The sequence below is a fragment of the Kribbella qitaiheensis genome, from assembly GCF_042657745.1.
In the GTDB taxonomy this organism is placed as follows: Bacteria; Actinomycetota; Actinomycetes; order Propionibacteriales; family Kribbellaceae; genus Kribbella; species Kribbella qitaiheensis.
In genome coordinates, this window is the sequence record NZ_JBHSKE010000002.1 from 238,497 (window position 1) to 251,292 (window position 12,796).

The window sequence follows — 12,796 nt, forward strand, 5'->3', positions numbered from 1 at the left end:
ATCACGGACGGATGCGACCAATGACGATCAGATCTGTGCAACTCACCAGGCGGCAGAGCCGCCGGTTTCGGGCCGGCACAGCCGTCGACAACCCCCAACTACCGCGTCACGGCTGGCAGAAGACCACCTGGATCTGGATCTTCTTGCTGCCGACCGTGGTGCTGTACGGCATTTACACCATCTATCCGATCATCGCGAGCTATTGGTACTCGCTGGTCGAGTGGAACGGTTTCGACGCCAACCAACGATTCGTCGGACTGAGCAACTACCGCGAAGTCTTCGCCGATCCGCTGTTCTGGAACTCGTTCAAGGTCACGTTGCTCTTCATGGTGCTGGTGGTGCCGGCGCGGGTGCTGCTCACGCTGCTGATGGCGATGGTCCTCAACTCTCCGAAGCTGCCACTGATCGGCGTCCTGCGGTCGGCGTTCTTCATCCCGGTGGTGACCACAACGGCGATCATCGGCGTGGTGATGCGCTTCATCCTGGATCCGGCCACCGGGCCGATCAACTCCTTGCTGATCAAGCTCGGCGGCAGCGGCGTGGACTTCCTGGGTGGTCAACACCTCGCGCTGCCGACGGCGGCCGTGCTGTACATCTGGAAGTTCTTCGGCGTCACGATGATCTACTGGCTCGCGGCGTTGCAGACGATCCCGTACGAGTTGTACGAGGCGGCCCGGATCGACGGCGCCGGCACCTGGCAGCTCTTCCGGCACATCACGCTGCCGATGCTCAAGCCGTTCTTGATCATCATCACCGTGCTGACGATCGAGGAGACGTTCCACAACTTCGATCTGATGTACACGCTGACCGCGGGTGGGCCGTACTTCCACACCGAGATCGTCGAGATCTACATCTACCGGTGGGCGTTCGGCGCCTCGATCCCGCAGCTCGGGCACGCGTCCGCGGCAGCGGTGATCTTCGGGCTGCTGGTCGCGGTCGTCGGCGCCGTCCAGTTGTGGGGCGTGTACGCCGGCCGTCGGCTGAGAGGACAACAGCGATGACCGCACAACTGGCTGTGCCCCGGAGCGACCGGACAAGCAGGCAACGGCGTGTGCTGCGCCGACTGCCCTGGTGGCTCGCCGCGATCTTCCTGGTGGGTATCGCGGTGATCTGGATCTTCCCGTTCCTGTGGATGCTGTCCGCATCGCTGAAGGACAACATGGAGATGTTCAGCGGCGGACTGAAGCTGTGGCCGGACAAGTTCGTCTGGGACAACTACGCGCGGGCGTGGAACGACGCGCATTTCGGCCGGTATCTGATCAACACCGTCGTAGTCACTGTGTTCACCGTCGTGATCGTCACCATCCGCTGCGCGACCGCCGGCTATGTCCTTGCCCGCTACCGATTCCACGGATCGAAGATCTTCCTCGGGGTGCTGGTCGCGACGCTCTTCGTACCCACCGGCTACACGATCATCCCGGTGGTCAAGATCTCGATGCAGCTGCACCTGATCGACTCACTGGGCGGAATGATCCTGGCGCTCAGCGGTGGGGCGTACGTGTCGGCGATCCTGATCTACTACGGCTATTTCCGGCAGATACCCCGGGAGTTGGAAGAAGCCGCGGTCGTCGACGGCGCCGGCTTCTTCCGGACGTTCTTCTCGGTGATGCTGCCGCTGGCGATGCCGGTCACGGCGACCGTCGCCGTCCTCACCTTCATCACCACGTGGAACGCCTTCTTCCTACCTTTGGTGTTCACCTTCAGCCGGCCCGATCTGCGGACGGTGAGCGTCGGCATGCAGGCGTTCGTCGGAGAAACCGCTACCGACTGGTCCGGAATGGCTGCCGCCGGTGTGATCTCGATCGTCCCGGTGGTGGTGCTCTTCATCTTCCTGCAGCGCTCCTTCGTCGAGGGAATCTCCGGAGCAGTCAAGGCCTGACCACAGCAGGGTCCTGAGCACGTCGAATGACCTCCCACAGCCAAGAAATGATCAACACCCGAAGGAATGGAAACGATCATGACCGGATTGACACGTCGCAGTTTCCTCGGCGCATCGGTACTTGCTGTCGCCGGCGTCGCGACCGGCTGCAGCAGCTCGAGCGACAACGTCGGCAGCGCGGGTGGCGGTGGTGCCACGGAATCGCTGGACTGGTGGGACCACTTCAGTTCGTTCAAACATCTCAACAACGACTGGGCAAAGACCCAGTCGTCCGCGATGAAGACCAACGTCGCCCACACCTACTACGACGCGTCCAAAGCAACCCAGGCGCTACAGCTGGCGCATCAGGCCAACAAGATGCCCGACGTCTACTCCAACGTGGTCGGGTTGCCGTTGCCGGCCCTGGTCAGTGGCAAATGGGTGCACGAAGTGACGCTTCCCGCGGACGTCAAGTCCAAGCTCCCCAAGGACGCGTTCACCGAGGGCATCACCCAGCTGGACGGCAAGCTCTACGGCTTCCCGATGTTCAGCCTCCAGCAGAGCTCGACGCTGGTGTGGGTGAACAAAGATCATTTCACCAAGGCCGGGCTCGATCCGGACAACGTGCCCTCGGACTACGCGGCCTTCAAGGACGCCCTCAACAAGCTGAAGTCGGCGGGGCTCCAGCCTCTGACCCTGGCGATCGGTGCCGACGGCGGGCGAATTCGGGATCAGGTCGACGACATGGCGCAGACTGCCGGCTTCCCGGGCTATCAGGGTCTGCAGTTCACCACCGGCGAGTACGCCTATCACCACGACGCCTACGTCACGGTGATCGAATATCTCAAGGAGCTGAACGACGACAAGTTGATCATGCCCGGCTCGAACAACTTCGGCGTCGTCGACGCCCGGACCCGGTACGCGTCCGGTGCGGTTGCGGCATTCATCGACGGCATCTGGTGTGCTGGGGGATCAAAGGCGCTGGCGCCGCCGATCGTCGACAAGATCGCCTCCGGGCAGGTTCTGGTGCCGACGGCCGGTATGAATGCCTGGTGTTACCGCGGGCGGCCGAGTGCGGCGTACTTCGTCTCCGCCGACAGCAAGAATCCTGATGCGGCCGGGAAGCTGATCGCGTCCTTCATGTCCGACGACTACCAGAACGGGATGATCGAGGCGATGGATCAGCCGCCGCTCAATCTTGATCTGGTCGCGTCGTCGAAGGCGATCGACGCGTACAAGAAGGCGGTCGAATTCTGCAAGGCGAACGTGTTCCTGATGCCGCAGGCGATCGTGAAGAACCCCGCACAGGCAAGCGTGGATGCGCTCCGCAAGCCGGTCACGCCACACGTCGGCAACATCGTCCAGGGCTACCTGAGTGGATCGATCAAGGACCTCAAGGCCGAGCTGAAGAAGTTGAGCGACGCCACGGCTGCTGATCGGGCGCAGGCGCTCCAGAAGGCGAAAGCGTCCGGAGCCAAGGTTTCGGAGGACGACTACGTCTTCAGCGACTGGAAGCCGGGACAGGACTACGCGGGCGCGAAATGATCACTGCGAATTGTCGCGAATACGGACTGAGGGGGCGTTGAGGTGGTAGATCATCAGGTGGAACGCAGTGCGGTCGTGACAGGTGCGGCATCGCCACGCGGCATCGGACGGGCGACGGCGATGCTCCTCGCCGAGCGGGGGTGGAGCATCGGCATCCTCGACATCGACGAGCACGGCGGCCACGCGCTCGCCGCAGAGATCACCGAGAAGTACAACGTCAAGACCTCCGTCGCCGTGGCCGATGTGTCGAAGGAAGATCAGGTTCGTACGGCGATCGACGAGCTCGAGGCCGCGCTGCCGCCGCTGGCAGCGCTGGCCAACATCGCCGGGGTCAGCTCACCGATCCCCTACCTCGAGCTCACTGCTGACGAGTGGCACCGGGTGATCAACATCAACCTGAACGGCGTGCACTACGTCACCCGGCGCGTCGCCGAAAGCATGGTGCGGTACGGCTACGGCCGGATCGTCAGTGTCTCCTCGACCTCGGCTCAGCTGGGCGGCGGCACCTACAGCAAAACCCCTTATTCCGTTGCGAAAGCGGGCGTGATCGGACTGACCCGTGCTCTCGCACGAGAGCTCGGTCCGCACGGGATCACGGTCAATGCGGTGGCCCCCGGTCCGATCGACACCGACATCATGGGCGGACCGCTGACTCCCGAACGCCGGGCGGCCCTGGTCGACGACCTCCTGGTCAATCGCGTCGGGCAGCCGCACGACGTCGCGTCCGCAATCGCGTTCCTACTATCCGAACAATCCGGCTACATCTCCGGCCACACCCTCAACGTCGACGGCGGCCTCTACATGCATTGAGCGACCAACGCGCGCCCGGCCATCGGCTCCGGCCCGGCAGACGATCTCGGCTGCCAGAGTCATCCGTTCGGTGACTCGTCTTCGGTCGCGAGAAGCTTCGCCATCAGAGCGATGAATTGGCGCCGCTGCGCAGTTGTCAGCGGCTTCAGGACTTGCTCCTGAACACCGTCGATGACGTTGTCGAGCTCCAGGAGTTGTTCGACTCCGGCCTGGGTGATGGTGACGATGTTGCGCCGCCGGTGCGCGGGGTCGACGGACCGCTCGACGAGCCGACGTGACTCGAGCTCGGACAGCGCTGCCGTGACGTCACTGCGATCGATCCCGGTGCCACGGCCCAGGTCAGCCTGGCTCGCGGGCCCCCACTCGTCGAGCGCAGCCAAGAGGCGGTAGTGGTAACTGCGAAGGCCGCGGCCGCGGGACTCGAACCCAGCGGCGAGGAGACCCGACGAGCGAGCGAAGGTCCGGCTGATCAGCCATGTCGGACGATCCTTGACACGGGCCGGAGTACGGCCAGGCGGGTGATCCATCGGCATGGGTCCACAGTACACGTTGTTGGCCTAACCAACATAGGTTATGTTGGTTGGGCCAACATAGACTCTGATGAGGAGACCTGCTCATGGACGAACCAACCACGACTGGAACCGAGCGGATTCTGGTCATCGGCAGAAGCCCGAGCGTGATCCTTGACGCTGCCGACATTCTGCGAAGCAAGGGCTTCCGCGCAGATGCAACCAACCAGTTCGACGAGGTGCTGACGGAGTACGACGCCACAGACCTCGATGTCGTCGTCTTCGGTGGCATGGTTCCGCCCAACACCAAGCGGTTCCTCAGGGAAGAGATCTCCAAGGTCAACGGCCACGTCACCTTTGTGCAGGGACTCGCCGGAATCGCAGGCCTCATCGCCGCCCAGGTCGAGGGCGTCACGTCGACTGCCGGAGACCACAACGGCATCGCATATGACACGACGAAGAGAACGGTCCAGCTCACCCTGCAGAAACCCGCCCAGGTGGTCGTCGAGGCTTGGTGGGCTACCTCGTTCACGCCGCCCGAGCCGACGAGCACCTCGCTGCGGGTGATCGACTCCCACTTCGATTCAGGGGAGTACTCCGTTCCGCTCCCCGCCGAAGTTCCGCCGGTGGCGTCGTTCGTCACCGTGTCCGTCGGGACGGCCGTCCGCGCGTTCACGGTTGGCGCGATGCCGGCGGAGGTCATGCGCATGGTTCCAACCGGCGATCCGACCCAGCGCCCCGCGCTCCCTTCCGTCCGAGCGGTGGTGACCCACGGCAATGACTGACAAGCTGAACACCCCGGCCCTACGGACTATGCGTGCGCAGGGATTGGCGAATCTCGCGGTGCGCGGCCTGCTGCGGGTGGCGTACCTGGGCCATAGCTGGATGTCGTTGCCCTGACCGAGAATGCAGGCTTACCTTGCGGCGCGCATCGCGCAGACACCCCGCCCAGCCATCGACGCCGATGCGGCAACGCCTTGGTGACAAGGAGCGACGCGTCAGTTCTGCTGCGGTGACCTCGGCCTATCCGAGGCGGGCAAACGGCCACACGGCCTTGCCACTCAGCAGTTCTGGGTGCAGCTTGAAAGAATCTACGGATCTCAGGGAGGGACTCCGATGAGTGAGAACGCGATGGCGCGCCGACAGGCGTTGAGGGGTGCAGGAATCGCCGCGGGTGGCGTAGCGATCGCCGGGCTGGCGACGACTCCCGCGTTGGCCGACGACGACAACGGGTTGCTCGGCAGTTGGATGAGCGTACGGCAGGACGACGGCTCGCCGGACAAGGTTCGGCTGGTCCTCAGCTTCGCTGGGGGCGGCGTCTTCGTGTCACACGACATCAGCCCAGCCGGACCGCCGTTCACCGGCACCTGGGCGCGACACGGCAAGTCGTTCCGCGCGACCTTCTGGACCGGGTTCCCGGGCGAGGGGGGACCGGAGTCGGTCGGGCCGACGGTGCGAGTGCGGCTCGTGGGCACGCTGAAGCACGGCAAGATCTCCGGGACCTACCGTGCCACGGTGTTTGCCCCGGGGAGCGCCACCGACGTGGTGGAATCCAACACCGGAAAGTTCAGCGGCCGCCGCATCGACGCCTGACCCCTCAGACGGCGCCCCTCCTGGTTGGGCACATCCTTCGTGCTCGGCCGGCTGTTGCCGGACATGCATAGTCAGTGCAAGGTGCCGGGCCGGATTCCTCCGAGCGACCAAGCCTCACGCTGATCGCGCCGGTAGGCTCGTTGCCTTTGGCAAGCTCACCGAGCTGCTCGATCTCATCGGAATCCTAGGGATCGCCAGTACGGCGATCGTGGCGCTGCGCAAGGCGACCCTGGCAGCCTGATCGCCAACTCGCTGGTAGCACCGACCTGACGGCGTCGATGTTGGTGACCGCCACCACATCGGCGCCACTGTCGTTCGGGTTGTCAGGTTTTTCGGGCGACGCGTGTCTAACGGGTATGTACGTCATCTTCATGGTCACCACGTGTCTGGCGGCGTTCGTGAACGGCTACGCCGCGTTCTTGAACTTCCGTGGCGCCGAGTCGGTCAAGGTCGTCGCTGACCGGGTACGGGTCCCTCGATGGTGGATGGCGCCGCTCGGCACATTGCTGGCCTGCGGCGCCGTTGGACTTCTCGCAGGCTTCGCGGTGCCGGTGCTCGGGGCGGCTGCCGCGAGCGGCCTCGTCTTGTACTTCGTCTGCGCGGTGACGGCGCATCTTCGAGTCGGTGACCGTCAGATCGGCGGAGCCGTATTCTTCCTGCTTCTGGCGGCGGCCGCCCTGTCCGCCAACGTCGCGTACCACGACCACTGGTGACCATCCGATTGCCAAGCGAGGAGTTGTCGATGGAGGAACGTCAGTGGTTGACCGACCAATTCGAGCAACACCGGCCGCATCTGCGGGCGGTCGCCTACCGGATGCTCGGGTCGGTCAGCGAAACCGACGACGCAGTCCAGGAGGCATGGCTGCGGGTTCGCGACCAGGACGGTGGGACCGTTGAGAACATGCGGGCCTGGCTGACTACGGTCGTCGGCCGGGTGTGCCTGAACATGTTGCGATCGCGGAGAACGCGACGCGAGGAGCTTTCGGCGCACGTCCCGGATCCGGTCGTCAGCTGGAGAGAGGGAGACCCCGAACACCAAGGGCTCCTGGGCCGACTCCGTCGGCCTGGCTCTGCTCGTGGTGCTCGAGGAGCTCACTCCCGCCGAGCGACTGGCGTTTGTGCTGCACGACGTGTTCGCTGTGCCGTTCGCCGACATCGCAGCCACGCTCGATCGCTCCGAAGCGGCCGCGCAACAGCTCGCCAGCCGCGCCCGTCGACGTCTGCGCAACTCCCCGGAGCCGGACGCTGACCTCGCGCGGCAACGGCGCGTGATTGATGCGTTCTTCGCCGCATCCCGGGACGGCGATTTCGATGCCCTCCTGGAGGTGCTCGATCCCGACGTCCAACTGCGGATCGATGGTGGCACCCTCCGCGCGGATGCCTCCCTCGTACGACACGGCGCGGAGGACGTGGCCGCGCACACCGTCACCTACTCAAAGCTCTATCCGTTCATCAGACCCGCGCTCGTGAACGGCGCCGCCGGGGCCGTGGTGGCGCCGCACGGCCACGTGTTCTCGGTGATGGCCTTCACTGTCACGAACGGCAAGATCGCCCACATTGATTCTCTCGTAGATCCCGAACGCCTCGCGCGGCTCGATCTCAACCTCTCGCCGATCGCGGATGAGGACGCCGACGGCTTGGCCCTCGGCGCTCTTGAGCTCGAGCGTTGAAGGCAACAGGTGGGGGTTGACCCGTTGCGTCGAGCGATCCTGCCGTAGGTCTGACGAGCTAGGGCGCGGCCAGGGTCAAGTGCACGGAGGAGCCGGTGGGCAGGTTGGGGTGGATGGTGAGCCTGCCGTCGGCCGCCTCGGCGCAGCGGCGGGCGATGTCCAGCCCGAGTCCGGTGGAGCCGCGGTCGCTTCGGCCGCGCTCCCCGGCCCCGAGCGGAATGCCGGGTCCCTCGTCGGCGACCACGATCAGTACGCCGTCGCTGCCGCCGACGGGCTGCCTGGTCAGGATGATCCGCGCGGGTGTGCCGTCGGGAGTGTGGGCGACCACGTTCTCCACCAGGGCGTCCAGCGCGGCGCCGAGATCCTCCGCTGACGACCTCACCATCGCCGGCGGGGTCGGCAGATCCAGGACGAGTTCCCGGCCCTGATCCTCGAACAGCGGCGCCCAGAAGGCGACTCGCTTCCGGGTCACCTCGACCGCGTCACAGTGCGGCACCCTGCCCTCGCGCTGGGGCCGCCTCGCCGCGCTGATGACCGCGGTCAGGGTCCGCTCGAGGCTGTTCACCTGGGTGTTGAGCTCCTCGGCCCGTTCCCGATCCGGTAGCGCCTCGACCTGGAGGCGAAGTGCCGTCAGCGGAGTACGGAGCCGGTGGCTGAGATCCGCGACCGCCTCGCGTTCCACCGCGATCACCTCGTCGATGCGATCCGCCAGACCGTTGAGCGCGGCACCTACCTTCGCCACCTCGGCGGGACCACTCGTCGGGGCTCTCGCGTCGACGTCACCCTTCGCCAGGCGTTCCGCGGTACGGGCGGTTTCTTCCAGTGGGCGGGCCAGGCGGCGGGAGACGAATTCGGCGCCGAGGATGCTGAGGAGCAGGACCAGCAGGCTGCCCGCGAGGAGGAAGAGGATGCGCGGCAGGAGTCCTTCGTACAACTCGTCGGACGTGAGGAACAGGCAGACCGACGCCGGCCCGGCGTGGGTGTCGACGTCGATCTCGGTCGCGATCCCGCCGGCCACCGTGCGCGTCGAGGTGTCCGAGATCTTCGGTGGCCCCCTCCGGTCGTCGCCGTCATCATCCCCGTGTTCGCCCGGAACCGGCTTCGGCGCCGCGACGCCACCGGGAGGTGGGTCGCCCAGCGTCGTACCGTCGGCCAGCCGGACCGAGATCCGGCCTGGCGCGTCGTTCTTGACGCCGTCGATGTACGCCTTGATGTCGGCGGCCGTGCGGTTCTGGTCGCCGACGTAGTACGCCACGTTCTTGGCGGTGTAGCTCGCGGCCTTGAGTGACTCCTCCTCGGCCGCGTTCCGCAGCAGGATGGTCAGCGGTACGGCGAACGCCAGCACCACCAGCGTCGTCATGCCGACGGAGAGCAGCAGGATCCGGCGGCGCATGGTCAGGCGCCCGGATCCGGCGGGGCGAGCTTCACGCCGACCCCTCGCACGCTGTGCAGGAACCGCGGCTCCGCGGCGGTCTCGCCGAGCTTGCGGCGCAACCAGGACAGGTGCACGTCGACGGTCCGGTCGCCACCTCCCCACGGCAGACCCCACACCTCGGCGAGCAGTTCGCGCTTGGTGACGACGGCTCCCGCGCGGCGCGACAACGCGAGCAGCAGGTCGAACTCCTTGCGGGTCAGGTCGACCGGATCGCCGTCCACCGTGACCTCGCGGCTGCGCGGGTCGATCTCCAGCGCACCCAGGCTGAGCACGGACTCGCCCTGCTGGTCGGGCCCACCACGACGGAGTACGGCCCGGATCCTGGCGTCGATCTGCGCCGAGCTGAACGGCTTGATCACGTAGTCATCGGCGCCGGCATCGAGCAGTTTCACCACACTCGCGTCATCGTCGCGAGCCGTCGCCACGATGACCGGGATGTCGCTGACTGCGCGGACCATGGCGAGCACGTCGCGACCGTCGAGATCGGGCAGGCCTAGATCGAGCAGCACCACGTCGGGCTTCTCGCGAGCCACCGCGGCGATCCCTTCGGCTCCGCTGGCCAATGGCGTGACGACGTGGCCGGCGGCCGTGAGCGACTTGCTCAGCGACGTCCGGATCGCGTCATCATCCTCAACCAGGAGCACCCGCGCCATGCCTCTGAGCGTAGACGGTCCTACCCAGCCAACCTCCTTGCTCAGGCGGGCGCCGGTCTGGGCGCCTTCAGGCCGGTACTGCGCAACTCCAGGTCGGCGAGTTGGGCGATGACGGTGGTGTCCCCCTGACGCCAGGCCCCGACCGGGTCGTCGGAGATCTTGGCGAGCCGGTGCATCGGCTGGTTCGCCATCGCCCGGAGCGCGAACAGGTCCAGGTCGGCCGCGTTGTCGATGAACTGCTGCGCGGCCGTCGCCCGCCGGGAGAACCGGATCCGGCGCGGCAGCCAGATCAGCAGCGCGAACAGCACGGGCAGCCCGATCGTCACCGCGGCCAGGAGATACGCCAACTGCTCGACCGCGTGCGCCTGGTCCCGCCCGGCCTGTGCCAGCCGTGCCGCCGCGCCGGCCGCACCGTCGATCGGCGCCCGCAACTCGTCACCGACGGCCGGCACCTTCCCCACCGGCTCGGACATCTTCCGGAGATCCCCCGCTAGGCCGTCCCCGGCCTCGGCCGCCTTGCGCCCCGGATATCCCAGCGCGTTGGTGATCTTGAAGACGGTCAGGCCCAGCGCAGTACAGAACGCGATCCAGGTGACCAGCATCAGATCCCCGAACAGCTGCCCCACCCGCTGCACACCCACACTCGAGTAGAGCTTCACCAGCAATCCCTTCGTCGACTACCCCTCTAATGCCCCTCCGGGCCATAGGCGACACTAGCGACGGCCAGCCGAGGGGATCGCTGTCAGCTCGTAGCGCGCTTGCGCCGAAGCTGAACCGGGCGAGGCCGATCGTTTGAGATCCATCGACCTGCTGCCCAGTTCGATAGCAGCTCAGTCGCGAAATCGAGCATGTAAGTGCGCGATCAGTGCGCGTAATCCGCACGAAAGGGGTGGCGGCTGATCGACCTGCCCAAGCGATCGGCGTCTCGGCGAGGTGATGCAGCCTGTGCGGTGGCACAGTATGGGGCGTGTTCGCGATCGAGGTGGACGCCGTCTTCGACGGTGAGCGTTACTCCGGTGACGGAGCCGTCGTGATCGTCGACGACGGACGGATCGCCGGCGTCGAGCCTCGCGGTACTGCGCTGTCGTGTGAGGTGGCGCGTTTCGAGGGCGGCACGTTGTTGCCGGGACTGATCGACACGCACGTACACCTGTGTTGTGACAGTGGACCCGGCGCACTCGACCGGATCCCCACCTTCAGCGACGCGGAACTCGTCACCGTCATCGAAAACTCCCTGAAGGCGCAACTGGCCAGCGGGGTCACCACCGTGCGCGACCTTGGCGACCGTTCTTTCGCCGTCGTGGACTGGCGGTCCGGCGACGATTCGTTCCCGACTGTGGTCGCGAGTGGGCCGCCGATCACGATTCCGCAGGGACACTGCTGGAACATGGGCGGCGCCGTCCGCGGTACCGACGAGCTCCGCCGGGCGGTCGCCGAACGTGCCGAGCGCGGTGCGGACCTGGTGAAGATCATGGCCAGTGGCGGCGTCAACACATCGGGGACCGACCCGGCCGTGGTCCAGTTCAGCGCCGAGGAAATCCTTGTGGTCGTTGACGAATCGCACGCCCGCGGTCTCCCCGTCACGGCCCACGCCCACTCCCTGGAGTCCATCAAGAACTCCCTCAGCGCCGGGGTGGACAGCATCGAACACTGCTCCTTCATCACGGCCGACGGCGTCGACCTGGACGAGTCAGTGGTCGCCGACCTGATCACCTCCCGTACGACGGTCTGCCCGACCCTGGGAATCGTCCCGGGCGCGAACCCGCCTCCCGCAGTACTGGAGATGCTCCGCCGCACGGGCACCACCTACGAAGCCCGCATCAACCTCTTCGCAGGCCTTCATGAATCCGGGGTGCGCCTGGTCTCCGGCTCCGACGGCGGCATCAACCCCGACAAGGCCCACGGCATCCTCCCCGAAGCAGTAATCGGCCTGGTCCAGGGCGGCGTCTCCCCCGAGGCCGCCCTCACCACAGCCACCTCAACAGCCGCCACCACCTGCGGCCTCAGCAACAAAGGCCGCATCCTCGAAGGCTTCGACGCCGACCTCCTGATCCTCCCAGGCAACCCGACCACCGACATAACCCGCCTCCGCACCCCCCAAGCCCTTTACCTACGGGGAAACCGCGTGAACCTCTAGTCACCTCCATGACGGCAGCGGATGATGTCGGGATGCAGCAGACCAAAGTGTCACCGGGCGAGATAGTCGAGCTGGACTTCCGAAACGGGCGGCAGATTCGCGTGACAGACAATATGTACAACGCCCTCCTGCTGCTGCGACCTGCGCTGATCCAGACAGCCCGTGCCTCGGCGACCATGACCTACGGCCAGGCTTCGGAGGTGTGCGAGCGTGCATACATTCCTCAGGGAATGGGGAAGCTTCTCGACGTCCTCAGCGTCGACTGTGAGCGCCGAGGGGAGCCGTCCTTGGCCGCCCTGGTTGTCCGTCAGGATGCCGGCGAAGTTGGCGACTCCTTCATCGGCGATGCCAAGGCGGCACGACTCGATTGCTATGCCCACTGGAGCGCAGGACAGGCCTTGCCACCTCCGGCGCCTGTGGAGTCGGTGCTGGTGCCACGGACGCGAAGGCTCGCAACCGAAGGCTGACGTAACGAAGGCGAGTCAATCTCAGCCATCGACGACAGGGCCTCGAGCACCAAAGAGAGTAACGCCGCGGAGCCCGTCCCGCGGTGTCGACAATTCTGTCGAATCAGATTCAAACGCCT

At 65.9% G+C, this 12,796-nt stretch carries 14 protein-coding genes and 1 pseudogene; 11 read left to right on the forward strand and 4 right to left on the reverse strand.

Annotated elements, in window-relative coordinates; genetic code table 11:
• The first annotated feature begins 20 nt into the window (after positions 1 to 20).
• The 4 genes from ACFPJ1_RS01305 (at position 21) to ACFPJ1_RS01320 (ending at position 4,213) form a co-directional block, all read left to right on the forward strand.
• Positions 21 to 1,001, forward strand: coding sequence for a carbohydrate ABC transporter permease (locus ACFPJ1_RS01305; RefSeq protein WP_380100893.1), 981 nt, complete (start codon positions 21 to 23; stop codon positions 999 to 1,001).
• The gene (locus tag ACFPJ1_RS01310; protein WP_380100894.1) at positions 998 to 1,879 is read left to right on the forward strand and encodes a carbohydrate ABC transporter permease; all 882 of its coding nucleotides are present in this window, start codon (positions 998 to 1,000) and stop codon (positions 1,877 to 1,879) included. The genes ACFPJ1_RS01305 and ACFPJ1_RS01310 overlap by 4 nt, the downstream gene beginning before the upstream one ends.
• A gap of 78 nt (positions 1,880 to 1,957) precedes the next feature.
• Entirely contained in the window at positions 1,958 to 3,403 is a 1,446-nt protein-coding gene (locus ACFPJ1_RS01315; protein ID WP_380100895.1) for an ABC transporter substrate-binding protein, read from the forward strand.
• A 57-nt stretch (positions 3,404 to 3,460) separates the two neighbouring features.
• A complete protein-coding gene (locus ACFPJ1_RS01320) occupies positions 3,461 to 4,213 on the forward strand; it encodes an SDR family NAD(P)-dependent oxidoreductase (RefSeq protein ID WP_199239601.1) in 753 nt (250 codons plus the stop codon).
• Positions 4,214 to 4,272: 59 nt separating this feature from the next.
• Here the strand turns inward: ACFPJ1_RS01320 and ACFPJ1_RS01325 are convergent, their stop codons facing one another.
• A complete protein-coding gene (locus ACFPJ1_RS01325) occupies positions 4,273 to 4,746 on the reverse strand; it encodes a MarR family winged helix-turn-helix transcriptional regulator (RefSeq protein ID WP_199235137.1) in 474 nt (157 codons plus the stop codon).
• A gap of 83 nt (positions 4,747 to 4,829) precedes the next feature.
• Here ACFPJ1_RS01325 and ACFPJ1_RS01330 point away from each other — a divergent pair, with 83 nt between their 5' ends.
• The 5 genes and pseudogenes from ACFPJ1_RS01330 to ACFPJ1_RS01350 all read left to right on the forward strand — a co-directional run bounded on the left by ACFPJ1_RS01330 (position 4,830) and on the right by ACFPJ1_RS01350 (position 7,985).
• A complete protein-coding gene (locus ACFPJ1_RS01330) occupies positions 4,830 to 5,507 on the forward strand; it encodes a hypothetical protein (protein WP_380100896.1) in 678 nt (225 codons plus the stop codon).
• A gap of 331 nt (positions 5,508 to 5,838) precedes the next feature.
• Positions 5,839 to 6,315 (forward strand): hypothetical protein, encoded by a 477-nt coding sequence (locus ACFPJ1_RS01335; RefSeq protein WP_380100897.1) that lies wholly within the window; start codon positions 5,839 to 5,841, stop codon positions 6,313 to 6,315.
• A 356-nt stretch (positions 6,316 to 6,671) separates the two neighbouring features.
• Positions 6,672 to 7,028, forward strand: a complete 357-nt coding sequence (locus tag ACFPJ1_RS01340; RefSeq protein WP_380100898.1) for a DoxX family protein — start codon at positions 6,672 to 6,674, stop codon at positions 7,026 to 7,028.
• 101 nt (positions 7,029 to 7,129) lie between these two features.
• Positions 7,130 to 7,219 (forward strand): annotated as a pseudogene (locus ACFPJ1_RS01345) (RNA polymerase subunit sigma-70); the annotation flags it as partial.
• Positions 7,220 to 7,391: 172 nt separating this feature from the next.
• The gene (locus tag ACFPJ1_RS01350) at positions 7,392 to 7,985 is read left to right on the forward strand and encodes a sigma factor-like helix-turn-helix DNA-binding protein (RefSeq protein WP_380100899.1); all 594 of its coding nucleotides are present in this window, start codon (positions 7,392 to 7,394) and stop codon (positions 7,983 to 7,985) included.
• A 58-nt stretch (positions 7,986 to 8,043) separates the two neighbouring features.
• Here ACFPJ1_RS01350 and ACFPJ1_RS01355 read toward each other — a convergent pair whose 3' ends face one another.
• From ACFPJ1_RS01355 to ACFPJ1_RS01365, 3 genes are read right to left on the reverse strand one after another with little or no spacing between them, the layout of a single operon-like run.
• Positions 8,044 to 9,378, reverse strand: a complete 1,335-nt coding sequence (locus tag ACFPJ1_RS01355; RefSeq protein WP_380100900.1) for a HAMP domain-containing sensor histidine kinase — start codon at positions 9,376 to 9,378, stop codon at positions 8,044 to 8,046.
• A 2-nt stretch (positions 9,379 to 9,380) separates the two neighbouring features.
• Positions 9,381 to 10,073, reverse strand: coding sequence for a response regulator transcription factor (locus ACFPJ1_RS01360; protein WP_380100901.1), 693 nt, complete (start codon positions 10,071 to 10,073; stop codon positions 9,381 to 9,383).
• A gap of 41 nt (positions 10,074 to 10,114) precedes the next feature.
• A complete protein-coding gene (locus tag ACFPJ1_RS01365) occupies positions 10,115 to 10,732 on the reverse strand; it encodes a hypothetical protein (RefSeq protein ID WP_380100902.1) in 618 nt (205 codons plus the stop codon).
• Positions 10,733 to 11,040: 308 nt separating this feature from the next.
• Between ACFPJ1_RS01365 and ACFPJ1_RS01370 the strand changes: the two genes are divergently transcribed.
• Both ACFPJ1_RS01370 and ACFPJ1_RS01375 read left to right on the forward strand, forming a co-directional pair.
• Entirely contained in the window at positions 11,041 to 12,210 is a 1,170-nt protein-coding gene (locus ACFPJ1_RS01370; RefSeq protein ID WP_380100903.1) for an amidohydrolase family protein, read from the forward strand.
• An 8-nt stretch (positions 12,211 to 12,218) separates the two neighbouring features.
• Positions 12,219 to 12,677, forward strand: coding sequence for a hypothetical protein (locus tag ACFPJ1_RS01375; protein WP_380100904.1), 459 nt, complete (start codon positions 12,219 to 12,221; stop codon positions 12,675 to 12,677).
• Positions 12,678 to 12,796 lie beyond the last annotated feature (119 nt).